Consider the following 14,573-nt stretch of genomic DNA (forward strand, 5'->3'; position numbering starts at 1 on the left):
CGACCCGGTCAGCTACCGGGTTCCACGGTGATCCGGTTCTCCACGGCGGTGACTCCCGGCGCCGACCAGGCGATCCGCTCCGCCTCCTCGCGCTCCAGCCAGGAGCGGACCACCCCCTTGACGATGACCCGGCCACCGTCGGTGTCGACGGTGACCTGCCGGGCGTCGGTGGCGGCGCTGCGCACCAGCGCGTCCTCGATGCTGCGTCGCAGTTCCGGTGCCGAAGGGTTGATCCGGGGACGGACGGCGATCAGATTCGTCACCCCGCGTACCCCGGAGAGCCGGCGTACCGCCCGCTCCGCCGCTCGGCGCTGGAACTCCCATTCGACCTCGCCCTTGAGCGTGACCCACCCGTGAGCGACGGTAACCTCGAGCCGTTCGATCGGAACGAACGCGTCCCACTCCAGCGCCCGGGTGGCGGCGCCAGCGACATCGGCGTCGGTCCGCTCCGCTGAGCTGGGCAGTCGTACCTCGATGTCGTTCGCGACCGCGGTCACCCCGCGCACCCGGTGGGTGGTGCGCTCCGCCGCCCACTTCTTGCCGTAGTTGTCGACCCAGCCCAGCAGTGTCACCACGCCCTCCAGCACGGTCACGCCGATCTCGTTGGGCTGGACCCGGGCGTCCCATTTGAGTTCCTCGAGGACGTCACGCTGGATCTCCTCGTCCGTACGCACCGTCGCGGCGGTCAATTTTCCTCCAACGAATGTCGTCGTGCCGGGCTGCCGGTGGACTCAGAGCAGACGTAGTTCACGTGCCCGGCGTACGGCCTCCCGGCGTCGGGGGGCACCGAGCTTCTGGTAGATGTTGCGGACGTGGGTCTTGACTGTGTTCACCGACAGGAAAAGCTCGGCGGCGATCTCCCCGTTGGACAGCGTCCCCTGCAGGTACCGCAGTACGGTCAGTTCCCGGTCGGTGAGCGGTTCGGCCAGCGCCGGTGCCGGACGGTGCCGATCGGCGTGTCGCCGACCGGCACCATCGACGAGATCGTTGACAAAGTTCCGGTGCCGGGTCGGTGAGTCGAGGTGCTCGACCAGCAGATCCCGCGCGGGGGAGCCGGCGTGGTTGAACACCAGCCGGTGACCGTCCGGGGCGGCCAGGTCGAGCACCTGTTCGAGCAGCTCGCGGGCTTGACGTTGGTCACCCATCCGGTGGGTGGCGACGGCCGCGACCAGCCCGGCGGTCAACCGTTCCAGCAGGGTCACCGGCTGGCGTTCCGGCCGGATCACCAGCCGGTCCGCCGGTGATCCACCGTCCGGCGCCGACCACTGGGGAAGCACCGCCAGCGCATCGGCCGGTCCGTCGGCGAGCAGCTGCAGCCGGGCCAGTGCGATCGCCACCGCCGGTGCGCGATCGTCGTGGCTCCCGTCCAGCAGCAGTTCCCGGGCGCCGTCGAGGTCACCACAGGCCATTCGGGCCTCGGCTAGGGCCAGCCGGCGTAGCCGGCTGTACTGACCGTCGGGCGGCTCCCGGTCCACCGGCGCCGTCGTCAGCAGGTCGGCGACCGCGGCGAAGTCCCCCTCCGCCTGTCGAAGCGCCGCTTGGACCACCGGGATCAGCCCGGTGACCGTTCCCGGTGTCCCGGGCACGACCAGCGCTGCGGCCAGATCCAACTGCCGGGTCGCGTCGGGCAGTTCGTCGCGGTACAGGGCGACCAGGGCGAGCGCAAGATGAGCGGCGGCGGCGTGGCCGGCACACCGCCGCCCCGGGCAGGCCGTGGTGGCCAGGGCCTGCTGAGCGGTGCGGTCCGCGACTGTCAGCTCACCCCGCCAAGCGTGCAGCAGCGCCAGTTGACCGGCGGCGTATCGGGTCGGGCAGCCGTACCCGCCGGTTGCCGGAGCGGTGACCAGACCGGTCAGCACCGCCTCGGCGCCCGTCAGATCGCCGCGACCGAACCGGACGGTTCCGAGCATCGCCGTCGCCACCGCGCCTGCCCGCTCACCCCGGGTCTGCGTGCCCCCGGCCGGTGCACCTGCGGTTGTCGCGGCCAAGCCGGTGGTGGCCAGCAACTCGTCGGCGTAGCTCAGCGCCTCGTCGTACCGGCTCCCGTCGATCGCGACCACGATCCGGGTGGCGATGCTGGTCGGTTCCTGGCGGCAGACATCGGGCAGCGACCCGGCCGCCGGCCGGCCAGCGGTCTCCAACCGGTCGACGGCGGCAGCCAACGCCAGGCCCGAATGGCCGGGGTCCAAGCCGGTGGGCAACGGGGTGTGCCGGGCGTCCTCATGACCGCAGAGCAGTAGTTCGGGCCAGTGCTCGTCGACCAGTCGGCCGGCACCGGACAGGTCACCGCAGGCCAGCCCGTGCCGGACCGCCGCCAGTGGCCGGCCGTGAGCGCGATGCCACCGGTACGCCCGCTCGTGCAGCCGCGGGATCTCGTCAGGGAACCGGCTGCTCAACTCGGCGTACAGCACGTCGCTGAGCATCCGGTGACAGCGGTACCAGGTCGGGTCGCCGCCTGCGGCGACGATGAAGCCGGCGGCGTCGCGGGCGGCTGCGGCCAGTTGCTCCTCGCCGTCGTCACGCCCGGTCAGTTCGTCGGCCAGGGACCCGCAGACCCGGTCCAGCACCGAGGCGCGGACCAGCGTCTGACGCGTCAGCTCGGCCTGCCCGGCGAGCACCTCGGCGGACAGGTAGTCGGCGGCCGGATCGGGATCGGCACCGACGTACTCCCGTACCGTCGTGGGTCCTTCGCCAGCCTGCAACACCAGACCGGCCAACCGGACCCCGGCCGGCCACCCCTCGGCCCGGTGGTGCAGTTCGCGGATCTGGTCGGTGGCCGGGCCGAGACCCTGCGCGTCGACCAGACGGGCACTCTCGGTCAAGGTCAGCGCAAGCTCGGCGGCCCGGATCTCGGTCAGCTCACCGGTCAACCGGTACCGGTGCAGCGCGAGCGCCGGTTCGGTGCGGCCGGCCACCACCAGACGCAGCCGCCCCCGGCAGTGCCGCAGCAGGAATTCGATTCCCCGGACCACCTCGGTGTCCGTGATGGTGTGCGCGTCGTCCAGCACCAGCAGGACCGGCTCCGGCTGGGCGGAGATCACCGACGCGAACCGGGGCAGGAAGAGTTCGGGATCGGCACGGCCGGGAGCGGGCGGCGCGGGCCGGTCCGGGTCCCGGCGGGCCGTCTCGGCGGCGAGCGCCGCGTGCAGGTACGACCAGAACCGGTCGCCGCGATCGGTGGACTCCAGGGTCAGCCAGATCGCACTGCCCCTGGCCCGTCGGCCGACGAACCAGCCGGCCAGCAGCGCGGTCTTGCCCCACCCGGCCGGTGCGACCAGCAGCGTCAACGGGCCACGCGTACCGACCTCCAACCGGGCGGTCAGTCGTGGCCGGTCCAGCAGACCAGCCGGTGGATCCGGCGGGGCGGTCTTCGATCCGAGCAGCGGCACCGGATCGAGGTTCGTCGGAGCGGTCGGCCGGAGCGGGCGATGGTGTCCCGCTACGGTTTCCTGTCCGGCTGTGCGCATCCGCCACTCCCGTCGCTGTGCCGGCGGAGCTGCCTGCGCGCCCCGCCGGCCCTGACTGCGTTTCGCGGGTGGCGTTCCCCGACCTGTCCGGTTCTAACGCGCCATATACGCAGCGGACCATTCCGGTCGAGTGACCTCGGCTCATCCGGGTCGGCACCGGCATCGGGCCACGGACCGGGGGAGAAACATGCTCGGTTGTCCGACTTCGTCGGCGAGGGACTCTGCCCGTTGGCGGGCTCCGGCCGGCAGGCCCGCTCCGCGCTGACATATCAGTTTTTGTCCCTCCCTACCGGGTACCCGGTGCACATCCGGCCGTAGTGTCGGCTCAGCGCAGGGGGTGCGCCGTGAACGACGTTCCGTCCACGCACACCGAGCAGCACAAGCCGCTGCGGATTGCCATGATCGTGCCGCCCTACTACGAGCTACCTCCGCCCGGCTACGGCGGCGTCGAACAGGTCTGCGCCGCTCTGGTCGACGCGTTGGTCGCCCGGGGCAACGAGGTGACGCTGTTCGGAGCCGGCAGCCGGACCGGGACCGCCGCGAACTTCGTCAGTACCGTCCGCGAGTTGCAGGCCGACCGGCTCGGTCACTCACTGCCGGAACTCGTGCACCTGGCCCGGGTGGACCGGCTCATCGAGGACGACACCTTCGACGTGGTGCACGACCACACCACCGTCGGTCCGCTCGCCGCCGCCCGTCGGCGGGTACCGACGGTGGTCACCGTGCACAACTCGCCGGACGGCGAGCTGGGCGAGTATCTGCGCGGTATCGACCGGGCCGTCGCGTTGGTGGCGATCTCCTACGCGCAGCGCCGAGTGGGCAGTGGCCTGCCGTGGGCGGCGACCGTGCACAACGGGCTGGCCGCCGACGTTCGGCCCAAGCCGGTGCCGGCCGACGGCCCGGTGTTGTGGCTCGGGCGGTTCGCGGCGGACAAGGGCCCGGACCTGGCGATCGAGGCCTGCCGTACGGCCGGTGCGCCGCTTGTTCTTGCCGGCAAGGCGACCGAGCCGTCCGAGCGACGCTATCTCGAGGACGTCGTCCAGCCGATGCTCGGCCCCGACGTCGAGCTGCTGGTCAACCCCGACCGGCAGCGGTGCTGGCAACTGCTCACCGAGGCCCGGTGTCTGCTCATGCCGATCCGCTGGGAGGAACCGTTCGGGATGGTGATGCTGGAGGCGATGGCCTGCGGCACCCCGGTCGTCGCCCTCAACCGGGGTGCGGTACCGGAGGTGGTGCGACACGGCGAGACGGGGATGGTCTGCACCGACCCGGCCGAGCTGCCGGAGGCCATCGAGCGGGTCGGGCAACTGGACCCGCAGGTGTGCGCTGAGCACGTACGGTTGTCGTTCTCGCCGGATCTGATGGCGTCCCGGTACGAGCGGATCTACCACCGGTGGAAGTACGCGATGTCGCTCGCGGTGCCGACCGACGGCGAACCGGAGCCGGCGCAGCGACTGGAGCACGACCTGTTGCCGCTGGTGGTCGACGGCTGATCCGGCCGGTGCGGGCGGCTGGGCCGCCGCCCGCACCAACCCCCGACGTCGGGCGGTCCACGGCCGGCGACTGCACAACCGCCCGGGTGGCGGTTCGTGACCAGCCGCGTAGGGTGGAGCACGAGCAACGGTCCCGGTGCGCCTGTCCGGGTCGGTCGACCGGAACAAGGGAGTGAGGCCTGGCTGGTGAGCACCGCCGAAGTCACGGACTGGGAACCGGGCGACGGGCGGGTCTGCACACCCGAGTCGACGGCGACGGCGGCTTCCGGAGCTGTCCCGTTCGGTGCCACGGCTGATCCCCGACTGCGGCACGGGGAGCCGACCATACCGCCCACCGCGGCCCCCGGCGGACCGCCCGGTCAGGCCACCGTCGACAACTTCCGCGAAGGGCTGCTGATCTGCGACGGTGCCGGGGTGGTCCGGCAGCTGGACGCCACCGCCCGACGGCTGCTGCCGGAGCTGGTTCTCGGGCAGGTGGCCGCCGCCAGCGGCATCGCCGGGCTGGACCTGGCTACCTTCGACAGCTCCGCTACCGCTGAGCTGACCCACCACGGGCATCGGCTGCGGTTGCGCCGGGTTCCCCTGGCGCACGACCGGATCGCCTGGTATGTCGACGATACGACCGAGCCCACCGCGCGCGCCGACGCCCTGCTCGCCGAGCGGGCCCGCTGGATGTTCCTGGCCAACGCCAGCCAGCAACTCGGCAACCCACTGCACGAGGACCGGGCGGCTCGGGCCGCCGTGCGGCTCGCGGTACCGACGCTGGGACAGTTCGCGGTGCTGGTGGTCGCACCCCGCCGTGGACGCGCCCACTGGTGGCGGGCCAGCGACCCGGGCACCGGTGGGAAACCACCGGTCGACGGCGGCACGATCGCGGTGGACGAGTTGCCGCCGGCGTTCACCGAGGCGTTGCGTGGCGTCGAGGCGACGTCCCTGGACTGGCTTGCCGAGCAACTCGTCGACCTGGGTTGGCTGTTCCCGCCGCCGGGCCGGGACTTCGCCGTACGGGTCGCCGCCCTGCCGGGCAGCACGCATCCGACCGGTGTGCTGCTGGTCGCCCGACCCGGTCCGGTCGGGTACGACGACGCCGATCTGCACCTGTTGCGGGGGTTCGCCGCCCGCGCCGGCTCCGCGCTCGACGCCGCGGTGCTGTACCGCCACCAGTCGGAAATCGCGGAGACCCTGCAGGCTAGCCTGTTGCCGGCGGTGCCCCGACCGGTGCCGGGTGTGCAGTGGGGCACCGCGTACCGGCCGGCCCCGTCGTCGCTGCGTATCGGCGGCGACTTCTACGGCGCATTCGACCTGCCCGAGCGCGAGGTGCTGTTCTTTCTCGGCGACGTCTCCGGTAAGGGCGTTGAAGCGGCGGTGTTCACCGGCCAGGTACGCCAGGCGCTGCAGGCGCTGCGTAGTGTCGAGACCGATCCGAGACGACTGCTCCGGCTGCTCAACGAGTCGGTCCTGGAGACGACTCAGGCCCAGGGGCAGGGCCGGTTCGCGACGATGGTGCTCGGGTCGGCCCGTCCGGCCCGCGACGGTGGTCTGACGCTCACCCTGGCCGGTGGTGGTCACCTTCCGCCGTTGGTGCTGCGCGGCGACGCGACGGTGCAGACGGTGCCGCTCAGCGGCATGCTGATCGGCGTGGTCCCGCAACCGCGGATCGGTCAGTTGACCGTCGACCTCGCGCCCGGTGAGACGTGCCTGCTCTACAGCGACGGGGTCACCGAGGCCCGTGGCGGGCGGTACGGCATCGAGCAGTACGGTCTCGACCGGCTCACCCAGGCGCTGCAGGGGTGTCATCAGATGCCGGCGCCGGCACTCGCCGAACGGGTGGAGCAGTTGGCGGGGGACTGGCTGGCCGGCCGCGAGCACGACGACATCGCCGTGCTCGCGATTCGCGCTGAGCCGGCCGGCCACCAGCGGCGGGACCGGCGTCTGCCCGCCGTGCCCGACCCGGGACCGGAGAATAGACGGTAGTGGTCGCCCCGTCAGCGGTCGAGGTAGGTGGCGCGTACCCGGCCCTGCTGGCCTGCCTGGCGGCCGCAGACGAGGTCGCGGCGCTGGCGTTGGCCGACGAGTTGCTGGAGGCCGGGGTCCCGGCCGAGTCGGTACTGCTGGATCTGATCGCGCCGGCCCAGGTCCAGGTCGGTCGATGGTGGCAGCGCAACGAGTGGTCGGTGGCCCAGGAGCACGCGGCGACGCACATCAGTGAGTTGATGGTCGCGGCGGTCACTACCCGGGCCGCACCCCGGCCACACCGCGGCAGGGTGATCGTGGCCTGCATGGACGGGGAGTGGCACGCGATGCCTCCCCGACTGGTCGCCGAGGTCCTGCGGCTGCGTGGCTGGCAGGTCACTTTTCTGGGCGCCAGTGTGCCGGCCGTGCACCTGATGACCTATCTGCACCGGCACGACCCGGTGGCGGTGGCACTGGCCTGCGCGCTGCCGATGCGTCTGCCGCAGGCGCATCGCACCGTCCAGGCCTGCCAGCGGGCCGACGTGCCGGTCCTGGTCGGTGGCCGGGGCTTCGGACCCGACGGCCGATGGGCCCGGGCGATGGGGGTGGCGTGGGCTCCGGACGCCCGGACCGCGGCGGACCTGCTCGCCGACACCGGCGGTGACCTGGCCCGGACGGTCGGGGCGACCAGCCGGCTCGGTGGCGAGGAGTACGCCGCGCTGGTGAGCAGGCGCGCGGAGATCATCGATGTCGCGCTGGACGATCTGCGGCACCGGGAACCGTCGACGGCCGGCTACACCACCGGGCAGTGGGACGCGACGGTCGTCGATCTCGGTCACCTGGTGGACTTCCTTTCCGCTGCGGTCTACGTGGACGACTCCACGTTGTTCGTCGAGGCCGTCGACTGGACGGCGGAGGTACTCGGGTCCCGCGGCGTCCCGGTGACGGGCATGCGACGTACTCTGAGTGTATTTGCGGGCACATTGCGTGACTTTCCTCGGGCCTATCAATTTCTGCTCGACGGCCGGCGAGCCCTTGACCCCTGCGATCGAAGGTGATTTCACTGGCGGGGCCGACGGATTCGATGGCTGGCGGTTGAGTGATCTGTCCCTTGTGTGGCACTAGTCGCGAACGTGTTCACCGACTGTTCCCAAAAACGGGCGCAAAGTAATTAACGCAATAATAATCGCGTACTGGCGCAAAAGACATTTAGCTATACCAAGCGCAACTTATCTTCCCTATCCTTCGGGTGTATCCCAGGGATTGAGGAGGTGGCGACATGCGTGACAACGATTGGCTGTGATCCCGGACCTGTTCGATGGACGGTGAGTTATGAGACGCTAACGCGAGGCTCATGTGGATGAAGCTGTCCAGACGAGAAGTGAGGCGACGACGACGGTGCGTGGCGACGGGGTGAATCGGCGACTGACGCCGCTCGTCGGGCTCATTGTCTGCTGTGGCCTGGTGGCGATGGCATGGGCGGTGTCCGGGATCGGCGCACCGCCCAGCCTCCCCGCCCTCTACTACCCCCTGGTGCTCACCAGCCTCGTCGCCGTGGCGAGCGGCTGCACCGTACCGATCCGGATCCGGACCCCACAGGGCATCTCGCCGACCAGTGCCGCGGTGCTGGTGTCGGTCGCGGTGCTGCCGGTGCACTGGGTCGTCGTGTGTACGGCCGTAGGCGTGGCCGTCGGGCGTTCCGTCGCCCGGTCGGCGCCGGTCAAGGTGGCGTTTGCCACGGCCAAGGAATCGATCGGCGCGCTGGCTGCGGCGGCGGCCGCGACGTGGGCCGGTCTCGCGCCGGTGCTGGGCGGCACCAGCCACCTGACCCGGTCCTGGACCGTCACCGTCGTCTCGCTCTGCGTCGCGGCGCTGGCCTACGCGGCGGTCGACGAGACGTTGCCGGTGCCGGTGGTCGCGCTGGCGGATCGGACGTCCTGGCAGCGGGTCGTGCGCCGGGGCGCCCGGATGCGGGCCGGTGTGAAGGTCGCCACGTTGCTGCTCGCCCTGGCAACGGTGGTCGTGGTGGCGGTCGACGCCCGCCTGCTGGTGGCCACCCCGTTGGCGGTCCTGCTGTTGCACTCCAGCTTTCGACGGCGGCTGCATCTGGCCGAGGAACGGTCGGCCTGGCGGCAGCTGGCCGAGACCACCGACGCTCTCAACAACGTGGACCTCGATTCGGTACTGCGCACCGCGTCGTCCGGAGCCGCGCGGCTCTTCTCGGCCCGAATCGTCGAGATCGAGTTCCAGCACGGCCCGCAGCGACGCCTGGTGCGGGGCGATGAGCACGGCCTACGGTACGACGGTCCGGTGGATCATGCGGGGCCCGGTGTCGGCGGTGACCTGGTGACAGTACCGCTCGGTGCCACCGGTGACGCCGAGCAGGCCGCCGGTGCGCTGCGGCTCGCTCTCGCCGGCGCGGGTCTGTCCGACCGCGAGCGCTACACGTTGCGTACCTTCGGTGCGGCGCTGACCACCGCGATCCGCAACGCCATCGCCTACGCACAGGTGATCGACCTTGCGTCCCGGCACGAGCACGACGCCACCCACGATCCGCTGACCGGCCTGGCGAACCGTCGACACCTGCGGGAACGACTCACCGCAGCGTTGGCCGACCGGCGCAGCCTGCCGCGTACCGCCCTGGTATTGATCGATCTCGATCACTTCAAAGAGGTCAACGACACGCTCGGGCACTCCGCCGGTGACCAGGTACTGGTGGAGGTCGCCCGGCGGCTGGACCGGGCCGCCGCCGGTGACCTCGTCGCCCGACTGGGTGGCGACGAGTTCGCCATTGTGCTCACCGGACACGCGGCACCGGCCCGCGCCGAGCACCAGGCGGCACGGATCCTGCAGGTGCTGCGTGACCCGATGGACCTCGACGGGATCCGGATCAGCCTGCGGGCCAGTGCCGGACTGGCCCCGGCGAACGGCAACGCCAGCACCGAGGAGCTGCTGCGGCGGGCGGACGTGGCGATGTACCAGGCCAAGGAGAGCGGCCGCGGGCTGACCAGGTACGACCGTAGCCGGGACACCGCCGACCCGGACCGGCTGGCCCTGCGCGGTGAGCTTCCCGCCGCACTGGCCGGTCACCACTACGCGGTCGGCTTCGACCCGATCGTCGATCTCGGCAGCGGATCGGCGGTCGCCGCCGAGGCGGTCGTGCGATGGGGCAACACCGACCTCGGTGACCAGCCGGCGGCCGGGATGCTCGCGCTGGTCGAGCGCTCCGGCTGGCTCGCCGAGTTCACCCGGGGGATGTTCGACCGGACACTCGCCGCTACCCGGCTGCTGCGGGACGCCGGCTTCGTGCTTCCCGTGTCCGTCGGCATTTCCGCGCGGAGCCTGCTGGATCCCGGATTCCCCGCCGACGTGCGAAACCGGCTGGACATGCACCGCGTGCCAGCCGACCAGTTGATCGTCGAACTCACCGAGACGACCGGGATCAGCTGCCCGGACATGGCGCTGAGCGCCCTGCACCAGTTGCACGACGACGGGGTGCGGATCGCGTTCGCCGGATTCGGCACCTCCGACGCGCCGCTGTCCGCGCTGCTACGCATTCCGGTGCACCTGGTGAAGGTCGACCATCGGCTGCTCGCGGTACCGGAGAACTCGCCGGCGGCGCTGCGGTCGCTGGTCGGCCTGGGTCGCGACCTCGCACACACCGTGGTCGCCAACGGCGTGTCCACCCCCGGGCAGCGACGGACGCTGTGGGAGCTGGGCTGCGCCGCCGGTCAGGGCAGTTTGTTCGGTCCGGCCGCCGCCGACGTTGACGAGTTGGTCTCGATGCTGCGTCGCGGCCGCGACGGGGTTGTCGGCGCGCTCGCCCCGAGCCTGCATCCGGGGGCGAACATCGTCCGGATGCCGCGGCTGCGTCGGGCCGGATCAGGGTGACGGCGAGCCGGACCGGGTCATCGTGGCGGCATCCGGACCGGGGCACCGTCACTACCGACCGGATGGCGGTGCTCCGTCGCGGTGCGGTCGTCGTCCGCTCTGGCGGCGACGACGTCGACGGTGTGCCGCGCACTGTCCTGTCCGGAGAACGGCCAGAGCAGGTCGGCCCGTCGGGCCAACGCGGAAAGCTGGTCGACGGTCAGCCCGCAGGAGGCGACGCTGGCCCGCACGTCGGCGCGGTACCGGCCGTCGGGGTCGCGTTGTAGCCGGGTCTCGGCGTGCACCTCGACGGTGTGCGACTCGTCGGTGATCTCGGAGGCCGCCTCGACCGCCGCGTGGTGCAGGCAGGACGCGAACGCCGCGGCCAGCAACTGCTCCGGGGTGAGGCCGCCGCCGTGCGGGGCCAACGGGGAGGCGAGCCGGCTGGAGAACTCACCGTCGTCGGTACGGACCCGACCCGCTTCGGCGGTTGCCGAAGCCTGGTGGACCCAGGGTTCCGAAGCACCCATCACGCCTCCTCCGCGTCCTGCCCGGCGGCTGCGTACCCGTGGGTGACCCGGCGAAACGCGGGGTGACCTGGCTGGTCGGTCGGCGACACCGAGATCGGGCCGGTGGCGAGGCGGGGCCGGGCAAGCGAGGAAGGCGGTGGTGACCACCAGCGGCTATCGTTGACGTTTCGTCAACGGAGATGTTCTCGTCACCGAGGTTTTCGTCGACGGATCACCACTTCGGCGACGGATCACCACAAGAAGAAAGACGCCTTTGCGGCGTCTGTCTCTGACAGCTAACAGCAAGGGGGCACACTTGTCAAGTGCGGTGCAGGCACCTGGGCGTGACAACATCAACGGTGTGGACCAGACCGTCACGGACACCGACCGGCCCGAGGACCTGGACCGGGCCGCCGACCTCGCCGCAGAGCAGCAGTACGTCACCATGCTGCACGAACAACTGGACGCCCTGCGGGGGATGGCGCAGCAGCGGCTCGTGGCCGCGCTGCGGCAGACCGGTGGCACGCCGCAGGCGCGCTCCGAACGCGAGGCCACGGTGGCGCTGCACACCGAACGGATAGCGCAGTACAGCGCGGTGGAGAACGGACTGTGTTTCGGTCGGCTCGATCTGACCGACGAGGGACACCGCTACATCGGCCGGATCGGACTCTTCGACGAACAGGGCGACTACGAGCCGTTGCTGATCGACTGGCGGGCCCCGGCCGCCCGTCCCTTCTACCTGGCGACCGCGGCGGCGCCGGACGGCGTCCGCCGCCGCCGGCACATCCGTAGCCGGCTGCGGACCGTCACCGCGATCGACGACGAGCTGCTCGATCTGGAACTCGCCCGGGACCACCGGACGAGCACGCTGACCGGTGAGGCGGCGCTGTTCGCCGCGATCACCGCCGGTCGTACCGGGCGGATGAAGGACATCGTCCAGACCATCCAGGCCGAACAGGATGAGATCATCCGGGCACCGGTGGACGGGGCGCTGGTGGTCCAGGGTGGTCCGGGTACCGGTAAGACCGCCGTCGCGCTGCACCGTGCCGCCTACCTTCTCTATACCCACCGCCGGGAGCTGTCCAGCCGAGGCGTGCTGGTGGTCGGGCCGAACGCGACCTTCCTGCGGTACATCGCTCAGGTGCTGCCGTCGTTGGCCGAGACCGGGGTGCTGTTGCGTACCCCTGGGGAGCTGTATCCCGGGGTGCGCGCGACCCGGACCGAACCGGACCGGGTCGCGGAGATCAAGGGCCGGGCGGCGATGGCCGAGGTGGTGGCGGCCGCGATCCGGGACCGGCAGGAGGTGCCGGACGAGCCGGTGCTGGTCGAGGTGGACGGCCACCAGTTGCGGATCACCGCGCAGATCTGCGCCGAGGCCCGCGAACGTACCCGCCGGTCGGGACGGCTGCACAACCTGGCCCGCCCATTGTTCGACACCGAGATCGTGCACGCGTTGGCCGATCAGATCGCCGACGAGATCGGCATCGATCCGTACGCGGACGATCCGCTCGGTGGCGACGACGCCCCCGGTGACCCGCAGGTGCTGGCCGAGGCCGACCTCGCGGAGATCCGACGGGAGCTGCGCGCCGATGCGGCGCTGCGGTCGGTCCTGGACCGGTTCTGGCCGGTGCTGACTCCGCAGCGGCTGCTCACCGAACTCTTCGCTTCGCCCGAGCGGCTCGCGGCCGCCGCCCCCGACCTCGATCCCGCCGAACGCGACGCGCTGCGCCGCCCCCCAGGCGGTGGCTGGTCCTCGGCGGACGTACCGTTGCTCGACGAGGCGGCCGAGTTGCTCGGTGTCGACGACAGCGCGCAGCAGGCACTCGCCGAGGCTCAGCGCCGCCAGCGGCTCGAGTACGCCGAGGGAGCGTTGGACGTGCTGCGCGGGTCGGAGTCCATCGACGTGGAGGACGAGGCGGAGCCGGAGATTCTCGGCGCCACCGACCTGCTCGACGCCGAGGCGCTGGCGACCCGGCAGGTGGCCGGTGACCACCGGACGGCTGCCGAACGGGCGGCGGCGGACCGTACCTGGACCTTCGGGCACGTCGTCGTCGACGAGGCCCAGGAACTGTCCGCGATGGCGTGGCGCCTGCTGATGCGCCGCTGCCCGAACCGGTCGATGACGATCGTCGGGGATGTGGCCCAGACCGGGGCGTTGGCCGGCGCGGCCTCCTGGGCGCAACTGCTGCGGCCGTACGTGGCGGACCGCTGGAGGCTGGCCGAGCTGACGGTGAGCTACCGCACTCCGGCCGAGATCCTGGCGGTGGCAGGTCGGGTGCTCGGCGCCATCGATCCCGCCGCCTCGGTACCCCGGGCGGTCCGTGAGTCGGGCGTGCCGGTTCGGTGGGAGCGGGTGCCCCAAGCCGGCCAGCTCGTCGACCGGCTGGTCGAGCTGATCCGGGCGGAACTGCCCGCGGTCGGCGACGGCCGGCTCGGGGTGATCGTCCCGGTTGGCCGGTACGACGGGTTGGTGGAGCCGGTACGGTCGGCGGTCGACCGGGTCGCGTCCGGCGAGCAGCCCGATCTCGAGTCGCCGGTGGTGGTGCTGACGGTCGCGCAGGTCAAGGGGTTGGAGTTCGACTCGGTCGTGGTGGTGGACCCCGCCGCGATCCTCGCTGACTCGCCACGGGGCCGTAACGATCTGTACGTGGCGCTGACCCGGGCCACCGCGCGGCTGGCGGTGCTGTACCCCGGGGACCTCCCGTCGATTCTCGGCTCGGCCGGCTCCGGTGACGCTGGCCGGCGGGTCGGCTAGCAGGTCGGGTGGGGTGGCCGTCCGGCTCCGTGCGGCGGAGCGGGGGAGCCCTCGTGCCGTTGCCGAACCGTTATCTGACCCGGTCGGTGCACCCGGCTCGTCCACCAGTTGTGGACGAGCCGGGCGCACCGCTGGCAGAAAAGGTGACAAATGCCGCCAAAACCGCGCAAGCTCGGGTCCGTTTCCGATCGTCGGGAAACGGCGGTGCCGGTGGGGCTGGCGGTGTCCAGAGGGTCGGCCGCGTAGGGTGGTGTACGGCAGCTGTCCGTAAGATGGCGGGCCGGACAACCCTCGGTGGCGTCGGCCCTCCCGGGCCGCAGTTGACGGACGTACCGCACGAACTCGACACAGTTGGGAGGTGGCCGGCGTGGAGAACCTGGCCTACCTGGATGCCGGATCTGGCAGCCTGATCGTCCAAGCGGTGGTGGCTGGCGCCGCCGGCATGGTCGTCGCGACCAAGCTCTACTGGCGCCGGCTGGTCAGCCGGTTCCGTAAGCAGCCCACCAAGAAGGACTGAGCGGCCCGG

8 protein-coding genes and 1 pseudogene are annotated in these 14,573 nt (G+C 71.4%); 6 read left to right on the forward strand and 3 right to left on the reverse strand.

The genetic code is table 11. The annotated features are described in order from the left end of the window. Positions 1 to 8: 8 nt before the first annotated feature. Both O7629_RS10780 and O7629_RS10785 read right to left on the reverse strand, forming a co-directional pair. Positions 9 to 689: a BON domain-containing protein gene (locus tag O7629_RS10780; protein WP_123601459.1), complete on the reverse strand. Its 681-nt coding sequence runs from the start codon at positions 687 to 689 to the stop codon at positions 9 to 11. A 42-nt stretch (positions 690 to 731) separates the two neighbouring features. Continuing rightward, complete coding sequence (locus tag O7629_RS10785; protein WP_278168954.1) at positions 732 to 3,389, reverse strand: LuxR C-terminal-related transcriptional regulator; 2,658 nt, start codon at positions 3,387 to 3,389, stop codon at positions 732 to 734. 476 nt (positions 3,390 to 3,865) lie between these two features. Between O7629_RS10785 and O7629_RS10790 the strand changes: the two genes are divergently transcribed. The 4 genes from O7629_RS10790 to O7629_RS10805 all read left to right on the forward strand — a co-directional run bounded on the left by O7629_RS10790 (position 3,866) and on the right by O7629_RS10805 (position 10,804). Then, complete coding sequence (locus tag O7629_RS10790; RefSeq protein ID WP_278174487.1) at positions 3,866 to 4,960, forward strand: glycosyltransferase family 4 protein; 1,095 nt, start codon at positions 3,866 to 3,868, stop codon at positions 4,958 to 4,960. Between the two features lie 186 nt (positions 4,961 to 5,146). Further along, a complete protein-coding gene (locus O7629_RS10795; protein ID WP_278168955.1) occupies positions 5,147 to 6,934 on the forward strand; it encodes a SpoIIE family protein phosphatase in 1,788 nt (595 codons plus the stop codon). Next, the gene (locus tag O7629_RS10800) at positions 6,934 to 7,971 is read left to right on the forward strand and encodes a cobalamin-dependent protein (protein WP_278168956.1); all 1,038 of its coding nucleotides are present in this window, start codon (positions 6,934 to 6,936) and stop codon (positions 7,969 to 7,971) included. The genes O7629_RS10795 and O7629_RS10800 overlap by 1 nt, the downstream gene beginning before the upstream one ends. A 412-nt stretch (positions 7,972 to 8,383) precedes the next feature. After that, the gene (locus O7629_RS10805; protein ID WP_278174488.1) at positions 8,384 to 10,804 is read left to right on the forward strand and encodes an EAL domain-containing protein; all 2,421 of its coding nucleotides are present in this window, start codon (positions 8,384 to 8,386) and stop codon (positions 10,802 to 10,804) included. 110 nt (positions 10,805 to 10,914) lie between these two features. Here O7629_RS10805 and O7629_RS10810 read toward each other — a convergent pair. Further along, positions 10,915 to 11,313, reverse strand: a pseudogene (locus O7629_RS10810) (OsmC family protein); the annotation flags it as partial. 424 nt (positions 11,314 to 11,737) lie between these two features. On the opposite strand from O7629_RS10810, the gene O7629_RS10815 reads away from it, so the two are divergent. Both O7629_RS10815 and O7629_RS10820 read left to right on the forward strand, forming a co-directional pair. After that, on the forward strand, positions 11,738 to 14,047 hold the full coding sequence (locus O7629_RS10815; RefSeq protein ID WP_278174489.1) for an ATP-binding domain-containing protein: 2,310 nt from the start codon (positions 11,738 to 11,740) through the stop codon (positions 14,045 to 14,047). A gap of 358 nt (positions 14,048 to 14,405) precedes the next feature. Next, the gene (locus O7629_RS10820) at positions 14,406 to 14,564 is read left to right on the forward strand and encodes a hypothetical protein (protein ID WP_158632100.1); all 159 of its coding nucleotides are present in this window, start codon (positions 14,406 to 14,408) and stop codon (positions 14,562 to 14,564) included. Positions 14,565 to 14,573 lie beyond the last annotated feature (9 nt).

Source organism: Solwaraspora sp. WMMD792 (assembly GCF_029626105.1).
Taxonomy (GTDB): Bacteria; Actinomycetota; Actinomycetes; order Mycobacteriales; family Micromonosporaceae; genus Micromonospora_E.